18 protein-coding genes, 1 tRNA gene and 2 pseudogenes are annotated in these 20,269 nt (G+C 35.8%); 18 read left to right on the top strand and 3 right to left on the bottom strand.

The features are described 5' to 3' along the window. Positions 1-34: 34 nt before the first annotated feature. The 6 genes from ACFQ18_RS00735 (at position 35) to ACFQ18_RS00710 (ending at position 5,877) form a co-directional block, all read left to right on the top strand. A complete protein-coding gene (locus ACFQ18_RS00735; RefSeq protein WP_047184724.1) occupies positions 35-1,033 on the top strand; it encodes a tetratricopeptide repeat protein in 999 nt (332 codons plus the stop codon). A 140-nt stretch (positions 1,034-1,173) separates the two neighbouring features. Continuing rightward, positions 1,174-2,127 (top strand): thioredoxin-disulfide reductase, encoded by a 954-nt coding sequence (gene trxB, locus ACFQ18_RS00730; RefSeq protein ID WP_047184723.1) that lies wholly within the window; start codon positions 1,174-1,176, stop codon positions 2,125-2,127. Between the two features lie 335 nt (positions 2,128-2,462). After that, on the top strand, positions 2,463-3,350 hold the full coding sequence (gene rapZ / locus ACFQ18_RS00725) for an RNase adapter RapZ (RefSeq protein ID WP_047184722.1): 888 nt from the start codon (positions 2,463-2,465) through the stop codon (positions 3,348-3,350). A 1-nt stretch (position 3,351) separates the two neighbouring features. Then, the gene (locus ACFQ18_RS00720) at positions 3,352-4,311 is read left to right on the top strand and encodes a gluconeogenesis factor YvcK family protein (protein WP_047184721.1); all 960 of its coding nucleotides are present in this window, start codon (positions 3,352-3,354) and stop codon (positions 4,309-4,311) included. A 148-nt stretch (positions 4,312-4,459) separates the two neighbouring features. After that, complete coding sequence (gene whiA, locus ACFQ18_RS00715; protein WP_047184720.1) at positions 4,460-5,401, top strand: DNA-binding protein WhiA; 942 nt, start codon at positions 4,460-4,462, stop codon at positions 5,399-5,401. Between the two features lie 221 nt (positions 5,402-5,622). Continuing rightward, positions 5,623-5,877, top strand: a complete 255-nt coding sequence (locus ACFQ18_RS00710) for an HPr family phosphocarrier protein (protein WP_047184719.1) — start codon at positions 5,623-5,625, stop codon at positions 5,875-5,877. Between the two features lie 48 nt (positions 5,878-5,925). Here ACFQ18_RS00710 and clpP read toward each other — a convergent pair whose 3' ends face one another. Next, positions 5,926-6,516, bottom strand: a complete 591-nt coding sequence (clpP, locus tag ACFQ18_RS00705; RefSeq protein WP_047184718.1) for an ATP-dependent Clp endopeptidase proteolytic subunit ClpP — start codon at positions 6,514-6,516, stop codon at positions 5,926-5,928. A 478-nt stretch (positions 6,517-6,994) separates the two neighbouring features. Next, entirely contained in the window at positions 6,995-7,555 is a 561-nt protein-coding gene (locus tag ACFQ18_RS00700; protein WP_204797636.1) for a shikimate kinase, read from the bottom strand. Between the two features lie 178 nt (positions 7,556-7,733). Here ACFQ18_RS00700 and ACFQ18_RS00695 point away from each other — a divergent pair. The 11 genes and pseudogenes from ACFQ18_RS00695 to ACFQ18_RS00645 all read left to right on the top strand — a co-directional run bounded on the left by ACFQ18_RS00695 (position 7,734) and on the right by ACFQ18_RS00645 (position 17,699). Further along, positions 7,734-7,809 (top strand) — tRNA-Arg (locus ACFQ18_RS00695). Positions 7,810-7,996: 187 nt separating this feature from the next. After that, a complete protein-coding gene (aroD, locus tag ACFQ18_RS00690) occupies positions 7,997-8,761 on the top strand; it encodes a type I 3-dehydroquinate dehydratase (RefSeq protein WP_204797635.1) in 765 nt (254 codons plus the stop codon). 26 nt (positions 8,762-8,787) lie between these two features. Next, positions 8,788-8,856: pseudogene (locus tag ACFQ18_RS00685) on the top strand (hypothetical protein); the annotation flags it as partial. After that, positions 8,853-9,116: a glutaredoxin family protein gene (locus tag ACFQ18_RS00680; protein WP_338111354.1), complete on the top strand. Its 264-nt coding sequence runs from the start codon at positions 8,853-8,855 to the stop codon at positions 9,114-9,116. The pseudogene ACFQ18_RS00685 and the gene ACFQ18_RS00680, both read left to right, overlap by 4 nt. Positions 9,117-9,266: 150 nt before the next feature. Then, positions 9,267-10,289, top strand: a complete 1,023-nt coding sequence (locus ACFQ18_RS00675; protein WP_060667572.1) for a sugar-binding transcriptional regulator — start codon at positions 9,267-9,269, stop codon at positions 10,287-10,289. A gap of 78 nt (positions 10,290-10,367) precedes the next feature. Continuing rightward, positions 10,368-11,375, top strand: coding sequence for a type I glyceraldehyde-3-phosphate dehydrogenase (gene gap / locus ACFQ18_RS00670; RefSeq protein ID WP_047184703.1), 1,008 nt, complete (start codon positions 10,368-10,370; stop codon positions 11,373-11,375). A 165-nt stretch (positions 11,376-11,540) separates the two neighbouring features. Further along, positions 11,541-12,722 (top strand): phosphoglycerate kinase, encoded by a 1,182-nt coding sequence (locus ACFQ18_RS00665; protein ID WP_060667571.1) that lies wholly within the window; start codon positions 11,541-11,543, stop codon positions 12,720-12,722. 22 nt (positions 12,723-12,744) lie between these two features. Then, complete coding sequence (gene tpiA, locus ACFQ18_RS00660; RefSeq protein WP_204797634.1) at positions 12,745-13,503, top strand: triose-phosphate isomerase; 759 nt, start codon at positions 12,745-12,747, stop codon at positions 13,501-13,503. Continuing rightward, entirely contained in the window at positions 13,500-15,041 is a 1,542-nt protein-coding gene (gpmI, locus tag ACFQ18_RS00655; RefSeq protein WP_047184700.1) for a 2,3-bisphosphoglycerate-independent phosphoglycerate mutase, read from the top strand. The genes tpiA and gpmI overlap by 4 nt, the downstream gene beginning before the upstream one ends. A gap of 104 nt (positions 15,042-15,145) precedes the next feature. Then, positions 15,146-16,432, top strand: a complete 1,287-nt coding sequence (gene eno / locus ACFQ18_RS00650; RefSeq protein ID WP_047184699.1) for a phosphopyruvate hydratase — start codon at positions 15,146-15,148, stop codon at positions 16,430-16,432. Positions 16,433-16,727: 295 nt separating this feature from the next. Then, positions 16,728-17,699 carry a nucleoside hydrolase gene (locus ACFQ18_RS00645; RefSeq protein WP_047184698.1) on the top strand — a complete coding sequence of 324 codons (972 nt, stop codon included), beginning with the start codon at positions 16,728-16,730 and terminating at the stop codon, positions 17,697-17,699. A gap of 105 nt (positions 17,700-17,804) precedes the next feature. Here the strand turns inward: ACFQ18_RS00645 and ACFQ18_RS00640 are convergent, their stop codons facing one another. After that, positions 17,805-18,626 (bottom strand): MerR family transcriptional regulator, encoded by an 822-nt coding sequence (locus ACFQ18_RS00640; RefSeq protein ID WP_204797633.1) that lies wholly within the window; start codon positions 18,624-18,626, stop codon positions 17,805-17,807. 146 nt (positions 18,627-18,772) lie between these two features. Here ACFQ18_RS00640 and ACFQ18_RS00635 point away from each other — a divergent pair. Continuing rightward, positions 18,773-20,122 (top strand): annotated as a pseudogene (locus ACFQ18_RS00635) (MATE family efflux transporter). Positions 20,123-20,269: the final 147 nt, after the last annotated feature.

Below are 20,269 nucleotides of genomic sequence, written 5' to 3'. Positions count from 1 at the left end.
TTTTTTCGTATGTTCGAAAAATAGGGGGATACACATGTCACATGTAACAAATAAAGAAAAGAATAAAGTAAATAATATCGTCCCTTATATTCCAGATGGTGATTTTTATTTTACAAAAGGTGTTGAGGCATTCCGTAATCGGAAATTTGATATTGCATTAAAATGGATGAAAAAGGCTGTCGAACAAAAGCCAAATGAACCATTATATCAATGTCAGATGTCTATTATATATACTGAAATTGGTGCGTATCATGCAGCCAATCAATTATTAACAAACGTATTACAATCAAGTGATTATATTGATTGTTATTATTTAATTGCTAATAATTATGCGCATTTAGGACTATTAAATGACGCGAAAAAATATGCAACTTCATATCTTGATAAAGAACCAAATGGCGATTTTAGTGATGATGCCAAACAGTTATTAGAGTTGATTGAAATTGATGACGAAGAATTGGATGAATTTGATTTAGAAGATGAGGATGAGCTTCTTATTTATCAAGAAACTGCCTTTTTTTATATGGAAAAGATGGAATGGGATAAGGCATTACCGGTTATAGAAAAAATGGTTGAACTATTTCCGAATCATGAAATTCCAAAACATGACTACGCGCGAGCGTTATTCTTTTCAGGTCGAAGGGAAGAGGCTTTACAGAAGGAATTAGAACTATTTGAAGAAGACCCAACTTCATTATATAGCCTAACGAATTTAGCAATCTTTTATTATGAATTAGGTCAAAACGAAAAAAGTGATCCATTTATTCAAGCTATAAGTAATGTATACCCAATACATGAACAGCAAAAGCTAAAAATAGCGGTTACGTTAGCTCGTACTGCAAATTTTGAGGAAGCATACCTTCGATTTCGCTCAATTGCAAAAGGAAAAGTGAAAAATCACTCCTCTTATTATCGCTGGTACAGTACTACTGCTTATCACCTAGGAGAGCCATCTAAATCCATAGAGTTATGGAAAGAAGGGTGTCACTTACATCCACATTTATCTAAGGAAAAAGGGCCTTGGAATTGTTAAATAAGTCCGAAAAGCCAATGAGCAGAATAATAGACGTACTGCGTTTATTTTAATAAGCTAGAGATGACTGAAAGTGCAAGTTCAAAAGAAGGACTTTTTTGAACATGCTTTAAATAAATAGGATTAAAGGGGCGAAGAAAATGTCCGATGAACGAATCTATGATGTAATTATTGCGGGTGCAGGTCCTGCTGGTATGACCGCTGCTGTATATGCTTCACGTGCAAACTTATCAACGCTTATGATCGAGCGGGGAATTCCTGGTGGACAAATGGCTAATACGGAAGATGTCGAAAATTATCCAGGATATGATCATATTTTAGGACCAGATTTATCTAACAAAATGTTTGATCACTCTAAAAAGTTTGGTGCAGAATATGCTTATGGAGATATTAAAGAGATTATAGATGAAGGCGACTATAAAACGATCAAAGCTGGCGATAAGGAATATAAGACAAAAGCATTAATCATTGCAACAGGTGCAGAGTATAAAAAACTCGGTGTCGAAGGTGAAGATGAACTAGCCGGCCGTGGCGTTTCTTATTGTGCGGTTTGTGATGGTGCATTTTTTAAAGAAAAAGAACTAGTCGTCGTTGGTGGTGGTGATTCAGCCGTTGAAGAAGGTGTTTATTTGACACGTTTTGCAAATAAGGTTACCATCATTCACCGTCGTTCGGAACTAAGAGCACAAAAAATTCTTCAAGATCGTGCATTTGATAATGAGAAGATTGATTTCATATGGGATACCGTTGTGAAGAAAATTAACGGTCCTGAAGGTAAAGTGAGCAGTATTACTTTAGAAAACACAAAAACGGGTGAAGTAACAGAATTTCCTGCTGATGGAGCATTTATTTACATCGGTATGGTGCCATTAAGTACACCATTCGAATCACTTGGAATTACAAATAATGAAGGTTATATCCCAACAAATGAAAATATGGAAACGAATGTACCGGGAATTTTTGCAGCTGGTGATATTCGAGAAAAACAACTTAGACAAATTGTGACAGCTACCGGCGATGGAAGTATTGCTGCAGAATCAGCTATCAAATATGTCGAAGAATGGCAAGAAAGATCCAAAGTCTCTAATTCATAAGGTATTGTGATTTTTACGAAGTTTTAATCCTGCTGTAACACAGGTGAAATAAATATGGGGTACAATTAAAATAACTAATTGACCCCCTTTTATAAATAGATTAGTTACTTGGCACAGGTTTGAAACCTGTGCATTTTTTTGTTCTAAAAAGACTTATTACAATTTTCTACATCAAATGATTATTATTGTTAAAACTAGGAAAAAACAAAAACTCTACTGTCATGGAAGTTTAGTGTTATTCATAGTATAATATGTAAGGAAGATAAAATATATTAATGAAACTAGCGTAATGATAAAAATCCTTCCATTAAGGTATTTTAAAGGGGACATACAGGATGAGCGATAAAAATACAGAAACAAAATTAGTCATTATTACTGGAATGTCAGGTGCTGGTAAAACAGTAGCTGTACAAAGTTTTGAAGATCTAGGATATTACTGTGTAGATAATTTACCCCCTACTTTATTACCAAAATTTCTAGAATTAATGAAGGATTCCGCTAATACGATACAAAAAGTTGCAGTTGTCATGGATTTAAGGGGTCGGGAATTTTTTGACTCCTTATTTGATGCGTTGGAATCTTTAGGGAAAGAAGAATGGTTAGATGAACATATTCTATTTCTTGATGCGAAAGATGAAAAATTAGTTAGTCGATACAAAGAAACAAGACGTTCCCACCCACTAGATCCTGGTAGTTTACCGCTTAATGGTATCAGACAAGAGCGAGAAATTCTAGATCTTCTGCGTGGTAGAGCTCAACGAATTATTGATACAACAAATTTAAAACCGAGAGAATTAAGAGAGAAGATTATTAATATATATTCCGAAGAGGAACAAGAAATTTTCTCTGTGCATATGGTTTCTTTTGGATTTAAACATGGAATACCAATTGATGCGGATCTTGTATTCGACGTGAGGTTTTTACCAAATCCTCATTATGTAGGTAATTTACGACCGTTAACAGGTTTGAATCAAGAGGTTTCTTCCTACGTATTTAAGTGGTCTGAGACACAAACATTTATTGAAAAAGTTTTAGATCTATTACGGTTTATGCTCCCTCAATATAAAAAAGAAGGAAAAACACAATTAGTCATAGGTATCGGTTGTACAGGCGGACAACATCGTTCCGTAGCATTAGCGGAATACTTCGGTAAAGAACTATCCTCTAGCTATATAACACATGTAAGTCATCGCGATATTGATAAAAGAAAGGGAAACTCCTAACATGATGAAGAAAGAGCAACCACGTGTAGTTGTCATTGGGGGCGGAACTGGTATGCCGGTTCTTCTTAGAGGTTTAAAAAATTTGCCAATTGATCTCACAGCACTAGTTACCGTTGCTGATGACGGTGGTAGTACAGGAAGAATTCGAAGCGAAATGGCAATCCCTGCCCCAGGTGATATAAGAAATGTAATTGCAGCGTTGTCTGATGCGGAACCTATGTTACTTGATCTTTTTCAACATCGTTTTTCTGATGGTAATGGTTTATCAGGTCATTCACTAGGAAATTTACTCTTAGCCGCAATGACCTCCATTACTGGTGATTTTTATGATGGAATACAAGAAATTTCAAGAGTACTCAATGTAAAGGGAGATATTTTCCCGATTTCTAACCAAAATATGACTTTACATGCTAAGTTCACGGATGGGACATATGTTTGTGGAGAGTCCAATATACCTAAAGCAAATAAAAAAATTGAACGTGTATTTTTGGAGCCAAACCCGATTAAGCCACTTCCTAATGCTGTACGTGCAATCGAGAATGCTGATTTAGTCATTATTTCTCCAGGTAGTTTATTTACAAGCATCATGCCCAATTTAATTATCCCGCAAATTGATGTTGCATTAAGGGAAACGCAAGGGAAAGTTGTTTATATTTGTAACGTTATGACGCAACCTGGGGAAACTACTGGTTTTACCGCATCTGATCATATTCAAGCAATTCAGAATCATATTGGTACTGGATGTGTTGACTCTATTGTTGTACATAACGAACCTATCGAACAATCGATTCGTGCGATTTATGCAGAAGAAAATGCTGAACCAGTTGTATACGATATTGAAAAATTGGTCGATATGGGATTGGAGATTATTGAAGGAGATATTATTAATCATTCAAATAAGACCGTAAGACATGATAAAGAAAAAATTGCAAAGCTATTATTTTCGATCATCGACAAATAATTGGGATAAAATGCGAGTTCAAAAAGGACCGTGGTCGGCTAAATGCGTAACGTTTTATTGCAACGCTGCTATTACCAACTAGAAATGCGAAGCGTCATTTTCACCGGACTTTTTGAACAACCTCTTAAAAGGAAGGGAGGGGATTACGATGTCCTTTGCTTCAGAAATAAAGAAAGAACTGACAAGCCTAGAAGTTGATGAATGTTGTAAACAAGCTGAATTAACTGCATTAATTCGGATGAACGGTGTTATTTCTGTCAATAGGTTACAATACACGTTAGATGTTCAAACTGAAAATGCTGCAATCGCTCGAAGAATATACACGCTTATAAAAGCAAATTATGATCCACCAGTAGAGCTACTTGTTAGAAAGAAAATGAAGCTTAAGAAAAATAATGTTTACATTGTTCGCTTAAAGGAGAAGGTACGTGAATTCTTAATGGAGTTAGGAATTTTAAAGGATTCATATACGGTTGTAAGAACGATATCTGATAAATACTTATCTAAATCTTGTTGTAAACGTGCCTATTTACGTGGTGCATTTTTAGCTGGTGGTTCCATTAATAATCCCGAAACATCATCTTATCATTTAGAGATTTTTAATAATTATGAGGATCATAATAATGAGTTATTCGAATTACTTAATTCATATGGTTTACGTTCAAGAACGTTAGAACGGAAAAAAGGTTATATTGTCTATATGAAGGAAGCAGAAAAAATTACTGAGTTTCTAGGAATAATAGGAGCACATAATGCATTATTTAAATTTGAGGATGTTCGAATTGTAAGGGATATGCGAAATTCCGTTAATCGATTAGTGAATTGTGAAACTGCGAATTTAAATAAAACGATTGGAGCAGCTTTCCGTCAGATAGAGAATATAAAACTTATAGAAAACACAGTTGGTCTGGATAAGCTTCCAGAAAAATTGCAAGAGATTGCTAAGTTACGGGTCGAGCACCAAGATGTCTCGTTAAAAGAATTAGGGGAATTAGTTGGAAGTGGAAAGATTTCCAAATCTGGTGTAAATCACCGCCTTAAAAAGATAGATGAGTTTGCAGAAAAAATCAAGCAAGGTGAATTTGTTTAGCGGATAAGAAAGTATGATACTATCTTATCTACATAAGTCACCAGCTAATAGTGTATTCTGATTATATTAAAGTTAAAAGGGGATATTTTCCTTTTAACTTTACATATGATATAATACATGTAATTTACAGTATAAAATTTAATTTTTTAGATAGTTAGCAACATGGGATGGTACAAAAGAAAAACAATGTTAGCGCTTACTCAATTGGGAGGATGAGAAGTTTGATTGAAAAACAGATAAAGGTAGAAATAGAGTCGGGTCTACAAGCTAGACCAGCGGCACAATTTGTTCAAGAAGCAAACCGCTATGCAGCGCATTTATTTTTAGAGAAAGATAGTAAGAAAGTAAATGCCAAAAGTATAATGGGGCTTATGAGTTTAGCTATTGCATGTGGAGAAGAAATTAAATTAATTGCGGATGGTCCTGATGAAGAAAATGCAATTGATCATTTATGTGAATTTGTTTCCAAAAAATAAGATATAAAAACTCCCTTTCGAAAAGTTGAAAGGGAGTTTTTATATCTATTATTTTTCTGATTGACGTTCTAGAATTTTGTCAATTAATCCATATTCAACGGATTGTGGAGCAGTCAAGAAGTTATCACGTTCCGTATCACGTTCTACTACTTCTAGAGGCTGTCCAGTCTTCTCAGCAAGGATTTCGTTCATGCGTTTTTTGATTTCTATAATACGTCTTGCATGAATTTCAATGTCGGTTGCTTGCCCCTGTGCTCCACCTAATGGTTGGTGAATCATAATTTCACTATTTGGTAGGGCATATCGTTTTCCTTTTTCCCCCGCTGCAAGTAAGAATGCTCCCATAGAAGCAGCCATTCCAATACAGATAGTGGATACATCTGGTTTAATAAAGTTCATCGTATCATAAATTGCCATCCCAGCAGTAATAGAACCACCTGGTGAGTTAATATATAATGAAATATCTTTCTCTGGATCTTCAGCTTCTAAGAATAATAATTGTGCAACAATGGAGTTTGACACATTATCATCGATTCCGCTTCCAAGTAAAATGATACGGTCTTTCAATAAGCGTGAGTAAATATCATATGCACGTTCACCACGATTAGTTTGTTCAATAACTGTAGGTACTAAATTCATAGTAAATCCTCCCTTAATAACAATAGTTTAGCCAAAATGTTATATTTCCATAATAGCTCAATGGTCAATGAAGGTCAAACAAAAACGTTCGACAAATTGGATACACTTTCCATTTTTCCCATAATTTTATTTAATAAACCAAATAAACCATTGGAAAGTTTGAAATCCCTTCATTTTATCATTATTGACTATTATCCCACCTCAAGCTTCCGGGGAACAAAGAAGGTAGGTGGGAGAAAGGTCCGATAAGTGCGACTAACCATCAGTGGGGGATGAAGGAAAAAACCACTGATGGAAGTTTTCTTTATGGCTTCATTAGAAAACTTGGCATTCGCTAGGCTTTAGCGAATGCCTTAGTTGCACTTATGCAATTCTTTAAGGTGGGGCGAGTAATCGGAGCCCCAGACGGGAAAGATGTTATACTTTCCCGCTAAAAAAAAGAAAGTATATTTCTACTTTTCTTTCCCTAAAATTTTATTTAACGATTTGGTTCATAAATATCCCAAGCTGTTTTTAATGAGGATACAATATAATCTGCTATTTCTTCGACATTTTGCTTGTCCGTTGCTACTTTGGAATGATGTTCTTCGTATATTGGCTGTCTTTTTTCAAATAGTTCTTTCATTTCTTCATAATTCTTTCCTTGAAGAACCGGTCGATTATCTATTATCATACTGATTCTTTCTTTCCATGATTCCCAAGATAACGAAAGGTAGAATACGATAGAATTAGCTAAGCAAGTCTCTTTTATTTCTTCTTGTAAAAATGCGCCACCACCAAGTGAAATAATTTTGAGTCTTTGATTTTTACAAAAATCCTGAATGATTTCTTTTTCTTTTTCACGGAATGTTTTTTCCCCAAATACCTGGAATATTTGGGGGGTAGGCATGTTGAATTGTTTTTCGATTTCTTCGTCTATATCAATGAAATCGCGATAAAGTTTTCTTGCAACAGCTTTACCGATTGTTGTTTTTCCTGCTCCCATAAATCCGATAAGCACAATATTTTGTTCTCTGAGAGAAACATTATTTAATCCCATTTTAATCCTCTTTCTCTTTGATAAGTTAAGGATATTATAATGTAAATTCATAATTTTGTAAAAGAGGTCACATAGGTACTAGGTGTCAAGTTTTTTGGCAATGTAAATGGATTAATTAAAGACTTGAATCTAGTAAAAGTTAAGGTTATAATAATATATGTGTCCAATTTTATATTATGCGCCCATAGCTCAGCTGGATAGAGCACTGGTTTCCGGTACCAGGTTTGTCGGGGGTTCGAATCCCTCTGGGCGCGTTAGATGAAGTCAAGTGTAGCAAGGGATAAAAGATGTTTTCTTCCCTTGCTATTTTACTATGAAAAAGGTGATTTTCAAACGGATTTCAAACATGTGGATCCAATTCACTGAATAGAAAGATTTTTTAGTAGGATTAGCACTGGTGTAACGAGAAAATCAATTAAACCTAACTAAAAGGAGTCCCAAATGATGACTATAGTTAAAGTGAAGAATATTACTATAGGCGAAGGAATGCCGAAAATCTGCGTACCGATTGTAGGAGAGACCGTTGAAAAAATAGTAGAAGAGGCAAAGTATCTTACTACTCTTGAGGCCGATGTAGTGGAATGGCGAGTTGACTTTTTTGAACAAGTTGAAGATATCAATCAAGTAAAAGAGGCATTAAAGAAAATACGAAAACGATTGCCACAAACCCCTATCATTTTCACGTTTCGTAGTTTAAGAGAAGGCGGACAAAAGGAAATTAGTACATCTTATTATATGGAATTAAATCGTATAATGGTTCAAACCGGGCAAGTGGACATGATAGATGTAGAATTGTTTAACGATGAAAAAGATGTAAAACATTTGATTGATGTTGCTCATGACCATCATGTGTATGTGATTATTTCCAATCATGATTTTCATAAAACTCCAAATAAAGAGGAAATTGTAGCCAGATTACGAAAAGGGCAAGAGCTAGGTGGGGATATTCCAAAAATTGCTGTTATGCCGAAAAATACGGCTGATGTATTGACATTATTGGATGCGACAAGAGAAATGAAAGAACATTATGCCGATCGCCCGATTATTACGATGTCAATGGCTGGAAAAGGTGTAATTTCTCGCTTGGCTGGTGAAATATTTGGCTCAGCATTAACATTTGGAGCGGCGAAGAAGGCCTCAGCACCAGGACAAGTAGCTGTTAATGAATTAAAAAACACTTTATCTTTATTACATAAAGCTCTTTAAGACGAATATGGAATTGAAATTGCCACAGAACAGTCATGAAATATCGAGAACAATTACATATACCATCATCAACTAATATAAGGAGAAAACAATGATGTTACATATTAACTTTTATACGAAGGAGAATTGTTCTTTATGTGTGGATGCAGAAGCACTCTTGTCCACATTCAAAAGAGATTACCCTTATGAGTTAGAAATGCGTGATATATACTCAAATGACGATTGGTTAGAAAAGTACCAATTATTAATTCCAGTTATCGAAGTAAACGGAAAACAATTGAATTGTGAGGAAATTAATTATGACTCAGTTGAAGAATTATTAAAAAATGAGTTTAAAAGGGAAGCCAACAAATAACGGTCTTTCCTTTTTTTATGTTCTTTTCCACTGTTTGTCATGATTATGAATCTTTTATTTGTATATTCATTAAACTATGTTATAATTAAAATCAGCTGGGACATAATAAAACCGCATGGGACATATTGTGTCCAGTTAGGAAGGGATTATATGAGAACTTTTACTGAATTGCAACAGAAATTGGTGCCAGATCTTTTGAAAATTATGCAACAACGTTATTTTATTTTACAAGCTGTCGAGAACTTTGAACCAATTGGAAGAAGAGGCTTGGCAGATCATTTAAATATGACGGAAAGATATGTCAGAAGTGAAGTTGATTTTTTACATAAACAAGCACTTCTTGATGTAACGTCAAAGGGTATGTATATTTCAAAAGAGGGCAAATTAGTTCTTGAACAATTATCTGGCATGATGCGGGAAATTGTCGGATTATCTGTTTTAGAAAAGCAAATTCGGGAAAAGTTAAAAGTAAGAAACGTTATTATTGTCCCTGGAAACAGTGATGAATATGAATGGGTAAAACAGGAAATGGGTAAAGCATGTGTTACCTATCTTAAAAAGATTGTTACTACTCGTTCCATTATTGCTGTAACTGGTGGAACAACAATGGCAGCCATTGCCGATGTAATGACTCCCTTAAATCACCGGATTTTATTTGTTCCTGCTCGTGGTGGGGTTGGAGAGAAGGCTGAGAACCAGGCAAGTAGTATTGTTTCCCAGATGGCGCATAAAGCGAATGGTGAGTATCGTCAACTATTTGTTCCAGACCCAATAAGTGAATCAGCATACCAAACATTAATTGACGAACCAATGATTAGGGATGTTTTAGAACATATTAAAGGTTCGAACATCGTCATTCATGGTATAGGTGATGCAAATACAATGGCCAAGCGAAGAAAGACATCCGAAGAAACAATGCGTAAACTTATAACCAATCATGCGGTTAGTGAAGCCTTCGGATATTATTTCAATCAAGATGGGGCTGTTGTTCATAAAGTACGAACAGTTGGATTACAACTGGAAGACTTATCATCAATTGATCATGTAATTGCGGTTGCTGGAGGAACTTCTAAGGCAGAAGCTATAGAATCATACTTTAAACAAGGAAAAAGTGATTTATTAATTACAGATGAGGCAGCTGCAGAACAGATTTTAAGAGGGAAATCCTTTTAAATATATGTTCGAGGAGTAGAGGAGAAATCATCTACACTTTGAACAAACCTATATAAAAAACATTAGGAGGAATTTTTAATGGCAGTTAAAGTAGGTATTAATGGTTTTGGAAGAATTGGACGTAATGTTTTCCGTCAAGCTCTAAAAAATGATAATGTAGAAATTGTTGCAGTTAATGACTTAACTGATGCAAATATGTTAGCACATCTTCTAAAATATGACTCTATTCACGGAATTTTAGAAGAAGAAGTTACTGTAAATGGTTCAAATATTGCAGTAGGTGGTAAAGAATTTAAAGTACTTTCTGAGCGTGACCCTGCACAATTAGGCTGGGGAGACCTAGGAGTAGACATCGTAATCGAATCTACAGGTCGTTTCACTAACGGAGAAGATGCGAAGAAACATATTGAAGCTGGAGCGAAAAAAGTAATTATCTCTGCACCTGCATCTAATGAAGATTTAACAATCGTTATGGGTGTTAATAATGATAAATATGATCCAAGTCAACATAACATTGTATCTAATGCATCTTGTACAACAAACTGCTTAGCACCATTTGCTAAAGTACTTAATGATACATTTGGAATTAAACGTGGTCTAATGACAACTATTCACTCTTACACAAATGACCAACAAATTCTTGACTTACCACATAAAGACTATCGTCGTGCTCGTGCAGCTGCTGAAAACATCATTCCAACAACAACAGGTGCTGCAAAAGCAGTAAGTTTAGTATTACCTGAATTAGAAGGTAAATTAAATGGTATGGCTGTTCGTGTTCCAACTCCAGACGGTTCATTAACTGACCTTGTTGCTGAACTTGAAAAAGATGCAACAGTTGAAGATATTAACAATGCATTTAGAGAAGCTGCACAAGGACCATTAAAAGGAGTTCTTGAATACAGTGAATTACCATTAGTATCTAGAGACATTGTAGGAAATACTCATTCTTCTATCGTTGATGGATTATCAACAATGGTAATGGAAAATAATATGGTAAAAGTTGTTTCTTGGTATGATAACGAAATGGGTTATTCCACTCGTTGTGTAGACTTAGCTGTATTTATGGCAGAAAAAGGACTATAAAATTAACCAATAGTGTTTAATAATTTCCTTAGGGGGAGGAGGTAGCTCCTCTCCCAATTTCCATTTTCCTATTTTTAAATCGTACATTTAGTATATAATGGATAAGGATGCAAGAAATGGCAGACGCTATATACTAGACATCTACATAATATAGGAGGATCTAACGTGAATAAGAAAACATTAAAAGACCTTGATGTAAAAGGGAAAAAAGTTTTTTGCCGTGTCGATTTTAATGTGCCTATGAAGGATGGGGAAGTAACAGACGATACCCGAATTAAAGCTGCATTACCAACCATCAAACACTTATCAGACAATGGTGCTAAGGTAATTTTAGCTAGTCACCTAGGACGACCAAAAGGACAAGCGGTAGAAGAGTTACGACTTGATCCAGTAGCCAAAAGACTTAGCGAATTAAGTGGTAAAGAAGTAGTCAAAACAGATGCAGTTTATGGCGAAGAGGTAAACGAAGCTATCGCTAATCTTCATGATGGTGATTTATTATTAATAGAAAATGTTCGCTTCGAATCAGGAGAAGAAAAAAATGATCCTGCATTAGTGCAAAGTTTTGCATCTATGGCAGATTTATATGTGAATGATGCATTTGGAGCAGCTCACCGTGCGCATGCTTCAACAACTGGTATTGCGGAAAAATTACCTTCTGCAGCTGGCTTTTTGATGGAAAAAGAAATCAGTGTGTTGAGTAAAGCTTTAGAAAATCCAGAGCGCCCATTTACAGCGATTATTGGTGGGGCTAAAGTAAAAGACAAAATTGACGTAATCGATAATTTGTTAGATAAAGTAGACAATCTTATTGTCGGTGGAGGCCTTGCTTATACATTTATCAAAGCACAAGGTCATGAAATTGGAAAATCCCTATTAGAAGAAGATAAAATTGATTTAGCAAAAGAATTTATGCAAAAAGCAAAAGAAAAAGGTGTAAACTTCGTCCTTCCAGAAGATGTCGTTATCGCGGATGATTTCTCTGAAGAAGCAAACACGAAAGAAGTATCCATTGAAGAAATCCCTGCCGATTGGGAAGCACTAGACATTGGACCGAAGACACGCGAGAAATATAGCAAAATCGTATCTGAATCTAAACTAGTGATTTGGAACGGACCGATGGGTGTATTCGAATTGAATGTATTTGCTAATGGTACAAAAGCTGTAGCAGAAGCTCTTGCAACAACAGAAGGTTATACGGTTATTGGTGGAGGAGATTCGGCAGCAGCAGTTGAAAAATTTGGTCTAGCAGACAAGATGGATCACGTTTCAACTGGTGGTGGAGCTTCCCTAGAGTTTATGGAAGGTAAGGTTCTACCGGGAGTAGCAGCCCTAGACGAAAAATAGTATTTTATATTGAGGTGAGACGATGCGTAAAAAAGTAATTGCTGGTAACTGGAAAATGAATAAAGTTTTATCTGAAGCAAATAGATTTGTAGATGAAGTAAAAGAAAAAGTACCTAATAGTGAACAAGTAGAAGCAATCGTATGTGCACCGTTTCCATTTTTAGCATCTCTTGTAGAGAAAACAAAGGGATCTAAATTAAAAATCGCTGCACAAAACATGCATTTTGAAAATGATGGAGCATTTACTGGTGAAGTAAGTCCCGTTATGTTAAAAGACTTAGGTGTAACTCACGTTGTATTGGGGCACTCTGAACGTCGTGAGTATTTTGCTGAAACAGATGAAACAGTTAACCAAAAGACCCATGCAGCATTTCAACATGGTTTAACACCAATTGTTTGTGTTGGTGAAACGTTAGAACAACGTGAAGCAAACGAAACAATGGGACTTATCGAAACTCAAGTGCAAAAAGCACTTCAAGGGTTATCCGAAGAACAAGTAGCAAATACTATCATTGCTTATGAGCCGATTTGGGCAATTGGAACTGGTAAAACAGCAACAAGTGAACAAGCTAATGAAGTATGTACACATATTCGTAACGTTGTAAGAGAATTAACTTCTGAAGCTACTGCTGAACAAGTTATTATCCAATATGGTGGAAGTGTAAAACCTGCCAATGTGGATGAATTATTAGCACAATCCGATATAGATGGCGCACTTGTTGGTGGAGCAAGCCTAGAAGCCGATTCTTTCTTACAGCTTGTGGAGGCTGGAGCAAAATGAATAATGAAAAACTAGCTGCATTAATCATCTTAGATGGATTCGCATTTCGCGATGAACAATTTGGGAATGCAGTTGCACAAGCAAAAAAACCAAACTTTGATCGTTATTGGAAGCAATTTGCACATAATCAGTTAACAGCTAGTGGTGAAGCGGTTGGATTACCTGAAGGGCAAATGGGTAACTCTGAGGTTGGACACTTAAATATCGGTGCGGGTCGTATCGTTTATCAAAGTTTAACAAGAGTTAATTTATCCATTAAAGAAGGCGAATTTTACCATAATGAAGCTTTCTTAAAATCTATTCAACATGCAAAAGATCATAACCGAGCATTACATCTATTTGGTCTACTATCAGACGGTGGAGTGCACAGTCACATTAGTCATTTATTCGCTTTGTTAAAGCTTGCGAGTGATCAAGGGCTTAAAGAAGTTTATGTCCATGGTTTCCTTGATGGTCGTGATGTTGGACCGCAAACAGCGAAAGAATTCATTAAACAAACGGAAGAAAAAATGAAGGAATTAGGTGTAGGTAAGTTTGCTACAATCTCTGGACGTTATTATTCCATGGATAGGGATAAACGTTGGGATCGTGTGAAGAAATCATATGATGCCATGGTATATGGAGAAGGACCTAGCTACCAATCAGCGTTGGAAGTAGTAGAAGACTCCTATAAGAACGGGATTTATGATGAATTCGTTATTCCTTCTGTAATCGTTAATGAAAATGGAGAAGCGGTTGGAAAAGTACAAGATAATGACTCTATTATTTTCTATAATTTTAGACCAGACCGTGCCATCCAAATTTCACGTACCTTTGCAAACGAAGATTTCCGTGACTTTGACCGTGGTGAAGGTGTACCGAAAAACTTGGACTTCACAATGTTAACAAACTTTAGTGAAACAGTTGATGGGTATGTTGCCTATAAACCAGTGAACTTAGATAATACAGTAGGTGAAGTTCTTTCTCAAAACGGCTTAAAACAATTACGTATTGCGGAAACTGAAAAATATCCGCACGTAACGTTTTTTATGAGTGGTGGACGTGAAAAAGAATTTGAAGGAGAAAAACGAATTCTTATTAATTCACCAAAAGTAGCGACATATGATCTTAAACCAGAAATGAGTGCATACGAAGTGACGGACGCGTTGCTTGATGAACTTGATTCTGAAGATCGTCCAAATGCCATCATTCTTAATTTTGCTAACCCAGATATGGTTGGACATTCCGGAATGTTAGAACCAACCATTAAAGCAATCGAAGCGGTGGACGAATGTTTAGGAAAAGTTGTCGATAAAATTCTTGAACTAGGTGGAAATGCAATTATTACTGCTGATCACGGTAATTCAGACGAAGTAGTAACAATGGAAGGTAAACCAATGACAGCTCATACAACAAATCCAGTACCTGTCATTGTTACGAAAGAAGATGTCAAATTACGTGATGGTGGAATCCTTGCAGACTTAGCACCAACCTTACTTGATTTATTGAATGTTAATAAACCAGAAGAAATGACTGGGAATTCATTGATTGAAAAATAACTATATGTCTTAAAATTCCCGTGGTGAGATAAGATTGGCTAGCCACTCATATACGGGAACATGGACTTGATAGAAAACTAACATATTTAAGGAGAGAAAAAATTATGCCATACATTACAGACGTATACGCACGTGAAGTATTAGATTCACGTGGTAACCCAACAGTAGAAGTAGAAGTTTATACAGAATCGGGTGCTTTCGGCCGTGCTCTAGTTCCAAGTGGTGCTTCAACAGGTGAATATGAAGCAGTTGAATTACGTGATGGAGATAAAGACCGTTATTTAGGTAAAGGTGTTCTTCAAGCGGTGAAAAACGTAAATGAAACAATCGCACCTGAAATCATTGGACTAGACGTAACTCGTCAAAATATCATTGATGCCACTATGATTGAATTAGACGGTACAGAAAACAAAGGTAAATTAGGAGCAAACGCAATTCTAGGTGTATCTATGGCTTGTGCTCGTGCTGCTGCTGATTTACTAGATGTTCCTTTATACAATTATTTAGGTGGATTCAATGCAAAAACTCTTCCAACACCAATGATGAACATTTTAAATGGTGGAGAACATGCAGATAATAATGTTGATATTCAAGAATTTATGGTTATGCCTGTAGGTGCTGAAAGTTTTAAAGAAGCTCTTCGCATGGGTGCAGAAATTTTCCATTCCTTGAAAAAAGTATTAAATTCCAAAGGACACAATACTGCTGTAGGTGACGAAGGTGGATTTGCACCAGACCTTGGTTCAAACGAAGAAGCTCTACAAACAATTGTTGAAGCAATCGAAGCAGCAGGGTATAAACCAGGTGAACAAGTAAAATTAGCGATGGACGTAGCTTCTTCTGAAATTTATGAAGATGGTAAGTACAACCTTAAAGGTGAAGGGGTAACTCGTACATCTGAAGAAATGGTAGCATGGTACGAAGAAATGGTGAACAAATACCCAATCATTTCCATTGAAGATGGTTTAGATGAAAACGACTGGGAAGGCCATAAACTATTAACAGACCGTCTTGGCGATCGTGTACAATTAGTTGGTGATGACCTTTTCGTTACAAATACGAAGAAACTTGCACAAGGTATTGAACAAGGTGTAGGTAACTCTATTCTTATTAAAGTGAACCAAATTGGTACACTTACAGAAACATTTGATGCAATTGAAATGGCGAAACGCGCTGGTTATACAGCAGTAGTTTCTCACCGTTCTGGTGAAACAGAAGATTCAACAATCGCTGATATTGCAGTTGCAACAAATGCTGGTCAAATTAAGACTGGTGCTCCATCACGTACAGACCGTGTAGCTAAATATAATCAATTACTACGCATTGAAGATGAATTAGCTGGCATGGGCGAATATGGTGGACTAGCTTCATTCTATAACTTAAAAAAATAAGTTGAAACAATATAAAAAGAGTGCTAAATCATAAGGTTTAGCACTCTATTTTTTTATATTTCCGTAAAAGGTCAGATAAGAGCCTGTAAAAGATTGAAATGTAATCGTCGATGAGTAACTATCTGCATATGTTTAGCGAATGTATTTTTTATCCCGCCTAAACGGGCAGTAAGACTCCTGCCTCGGGCTTCTGGGGAACAATGAAGGTAGGTGGGAGATTAACTGCCCAGTTTTTTCCATAAGGGCATAGGACAAATTATCGAATTAATATCATAGCATAAGGGGGGGAGGAAGATTGGCAAAAAAAGTATTGCTCTTTGGAGATATTGGTATAGATGATACAGTAGCTCTCATCTATGCTTATTTAAGTAAAAATATTGATGTAGTAGGTGTGGTAGCAGATTATGGGAACATACCTAGAGAAAATGCGATAGCTAACATTAATTACGTTCATAACATCTTTGATACACCAAAAATAGAAAATGTTAAAATTATTGCAGGAGCTGAACTCTCGATGACTGGGGAAATCCCTAAGTTTTACCCAGAAATTCATGGGGAATATGGACTTGGGCCTATCATTCCCCCTGCAGATGGGGCTGAGGTTTTAAGTGAAAATTTCTATGAAGTCATCGAAATTATTAATGAACACTTTGATGATCTTATTATCGTTAATATTGGTCGACTAACATCTTTAGCCACATTGTTTATTCTGCAGCCTAATTTGATGAAACAAATTAAAGAATACTACATTATGGGAGGGGCATTCTGGTATCCAGGTAATGTTACATCGGTCTCTGAAGCTAACTTCCATGGTGATCCAATAGCTGCACAATTAGTTCTTAGTTATGCAAATAGGGTGAAAATCTATCCTTTAAATGTAACATCTAGAGCTATTGTTACACCTGAAATGGTTAACTATATTGATCAAGTCGGGAAAGTACCCCTAATCAAAACCCTCCTTGATTACTATTATAATTTTTATAAAAAACGCGATCCAAGTGTACAAGGAAGTCCGTTACATGATGTACTCACAATAATGGCAGTATATTATGATGATATGCTTAAGTATGAAAGTTTTCCAGTCTATGTCGTACGATCATTAAATGGAACGGAACGGGGTCAGAGTATTGCTGACATAAGACCATTTGGAAGTTTAGAAGAAGAAACGACAGCGGTGATTAAAAAACATCAAATTGCGTCCCAGTTAGACTATCCGAAGTTTTTCAATCATTTTATGGAAGTGATGACAGGGGGAAAATTTGAATAGGAAAATATTCGTTTTTAAGAGGAACTATCCAATGCATTCTAGAAGAAGAAAATGAAAAAAATAAGCGATATAACTAAAAATGGCAGAAGAAAAATAGCAGTTTGCTTATTTTTCTTCTACCTGTATCATTATTTTTGTCACATAGTTATCTTCTCCGTGTACACTTACCTCATCTATCACATACTCTTCGAAGCTGTCACCACAAATGCTATAGCCTTCCTTATTTAAATAAATTTTCATTTTTTCATATGTTTCTGGAATCGTTACATAACTTCCTTTATGATAACCAATTACATATTTGCCTGCCTTTTTGATAAAAGGTTCCGCAAAATCAGGTTGATCGATACGCATATATAGATGCGAATAATTCCAGTAGTCTCCCGCTTCTAATTGCTTTTGTCGAACTAGAGCACCAATAGGATAGCCTGTATCAAGTTCCTCTTGCTTTGTGTATTTAATAAATGACATAATGGATTTCGTATATTCTTTATCGGAACAGTTTAAAATGTCCTCACTTAATACATAGCTTCCTATTTCCATCTCTTCAATTGTAAACTTGTCAAAATCCAACCGTAACGCTTCCTCAATTTGTTTTTTCTTGTTTTGAATAATTTGCTGCGTACGTTGCATTTTCACGATTTTCTCTTTCATTGCTTTTTCCTTTTCCGTTAATAATTCGATTGCTTGCTTAGGGTTTTTGAAATGTAAAAAGTCTTTAATTTCTACTAAAGACATACCAATTTCTTTTAACATTTCGATCACGCTAAAAACCTCTGCTTGTTGAACGGAATAAAAGCGATACCCATTTTCGTTTTTATACTCTGGTTTGAAAAGACCGATATCATCATAATGAAAGAGTGTTTGCTTTTTTACACCACATAAATCCGCAAATTCTCCTGTCGTAAATAGTATTTTAGTGGACTCCAAATTTTTCACCTCTTCACTCTTGACTATATGGTAACCGAATACTTTATCATCATAACATAGAAAGGTCGACAAGCGCCGAATGAATGAGGCATAGACATCAAAGAATGTAAACTTGAGGTGGTATTTTTATGGAAAACAATCATTTAATGATGCAAACGATGGAGCCCCGTAAACTATTTATGAAGTATTTAATTCCTTCCTTATTTGGAATGGTGTTGATGGCGATAAATATTTTAATTGATGGTCTATTCGTTAGCCATGGTGTTGGAGAAAAAGGGTTAGCCGGGGTTAATATTGCAGTGCCGATTTATTCGGTCATTTTATCCGTTTCTTTGTGGATTGGGATGGGCGGTGCCACGTTGTATTCGATTGCACTTGGCTAAAGCAATCAACATCGTGCGAAAGAAATATTTACACATTCGATTATTCTTGCTGTTTTGACAACAGGATTGATTATAGGATTCTGTCTATTATTTGAGGAACCACTTGCTTATTTATTCGGGGCAAACGATTCCATTATTTCATATGTTGACGATTATCTTCACATTATCCTATTATTTGGCCTTGTCTTTGTATTTGAAAATATTTTAAGTATTTTTATCCGAAACGATGGAAATCCTACGCTTGCGATGGCAGGGTTAATTGTAACATCTGTTGTGAATATTATTTTAAATTATCTATTTATCTTCATTTTTCATTGGGGGGTAAAAGGGGCCGCTTATGCAACAGTAATCGGTACTTTCATAGGAATTCTTGTTTTACTTACACACTTCTTAACGAGGAAAAAACAACTAGGGTTCGTCCATACGAAACTTGACTTGTCAATACTTGGTAATATTTTCTCGATTGGTTTTCCGAGTTTTATCGTGGAAGGCTCAACCGCGGTGATGATGGTTGCATTCAATATAACATTTAGCCACTATGTCGGAGAAACGGGAGTTGTAGCCTATGCGGTTGTCAACTATTTGCATACGGTGTTTCTTATGCTTTTTATCGGGATTGGAGCAGCCCTGCAACCTATTACAAGCTATCATTACGGTGCGAAACTTTATCAGCGTATGAAACAATTTATCCGGATTGCGCTCGTTACAGGATTTGGTCTTGGATCAGCTGTATTTATTATTGGGCTTTTCGGAAAAGGATTTATTATTGATTTATTCGGGATTGATATTCCCGAAATCATCAATTATACGAAAATAGGGATCGTATACTTTTTTGTAGGATATCTGTTTCTAGGGATCAACATGGTCTTTGTGGAATATTATCAATCTATTAAAAAAATCCGCATTGCTACATGGATTATCTTAAGTCGTAGCATAATTTTATTTATCCCTTTGCTTTGGATTTTACCGAATGTCTTCGGTCCTAACACGATTTGGCTTGTTTTTCCGGTAGCTGAGGGATTAACGGTACTTTTCACTTTTCTAGTATTAAAATTCAAATGGGTGGAACTTGTTCCAGTAGAAATGACACAGCTGTCCAAAAAGTCAGGATAAGGAATCAATAAAGAGATGATGGAAATATATTGAATTGGTTAGGAAGAATTATGGGCTTTCCTTTGTATAAAATTTTGCGATTAAAAAGGCTCGGTTCTATTCTGTAGAACCGAGCCTTAATCGTTTAACTGTTTTGGAAATTAGATG

The sequence above is a fragment of the Oceanobacillus caeni genome, from assembly GCF_042678465.1.
GTDB classification, from domain to species: Bacteria; Bacillota; Bacilli; order Bacillales; family Amphibacillaceae; genus Oceanobacillus; species Oceanobacillus caeni.
Note: the sequence above shows the minus strand (reverse complement) of the source record. Positions and strands in the feature narration are given on the sequence as shown.

Bases quoted from the DNA above. Each gene is read 5' to 3' on its own strand.
- ACFQ18_RS00735 (WP_047184724.1), top strand. From the start codon at position 35: ATGTCACATGTAACAAATAAAGAAAAGAATAAAGTAAATAATATCGTC.
- trxB (WP_047184723.1), top strand. From the start codon at position 1,174: ATGTCCGATGAACGAATCTATGATGTAATTATTGCGGGTGCAGGTCCT.
- rapZ (WP_047184722.1), top strand. From the start codon at position 2,463: ATGAGCGATAAAAATACAGAAACAAAATTAGTCATTATTACTGGAATG.
- ACFQ18_RS00720 (WP_047184721.1), top strand. From the start codon at position 3,352: ATGATGAAGAAAGAGCAACCACGTGTAGTTGTCATTGGGGGCGGAACT.
- whiA (WP_047184720.1), top strand. From the start codon at position 4,460: ATGTCCTTTGCTTCAGAAATAAAGAAAGAACTGACAAGCCTAGAAGTT.
- clpP (WP_047184718.1), bottom strand. From the start codon at position 6,516: ATGAATTTAGTACCTACAGTTATTGAACAAACTAATCGTGGTGAACGT.
- ACFQ18_RS00700 (WP_204797636.1), bottom strand. From the start codon at position 7,555: ATGGGATTAAATAATGTTTCTCTCAGAGAACAAAATATTGTGCTTATC.
- aroD (WP_204797635.1), top strand. From the start codon at position 7,997: ATGATGACTATAGTTAAAGTGAAGAATATTACTATAGGCGAAGGAATG.
- ACFQ18_RS00680 (WP_338111354.1), top strand. From the start codon at position 8,853: ATGATGTTACATATTAACTTTTATACGAAGGAGAATTGTTCTTTATGT.
- ACFQ18_RS00675 (WP_060667572.1), top strand. From the start codon at position 9,267: ATGAGAACTTTTACTGAATTGCAACAGAAATTGGTGCCAGATCTTTTG.
- gap (WP_047184703.1), top strand. From the start codon at position 10,368: ATGGCAGTTAAAGTAGGTATTAATGGTTTTGGAAGAATTGGACGTAAT.
- tpiA (WP_204797634.1), top strand. From the start codon at position 12,745: ATGCGTAAAAAAGTAATTGCTGGTAACTGGAAAATGAATAAAGTTTTA.
- gpmI (WP_047184700.1), top strand. From the start codon at position 13,500: ATGAATAATGAAAAACTAGCTGCATTAATCATCTTAGATGGATTCGCA.
- eno (WP_047184699.1), top strand. From the start codon at position 15,146: ATGCCATACATTACAGACGTATACGCACGTGAAGTATTAGATTCACGT.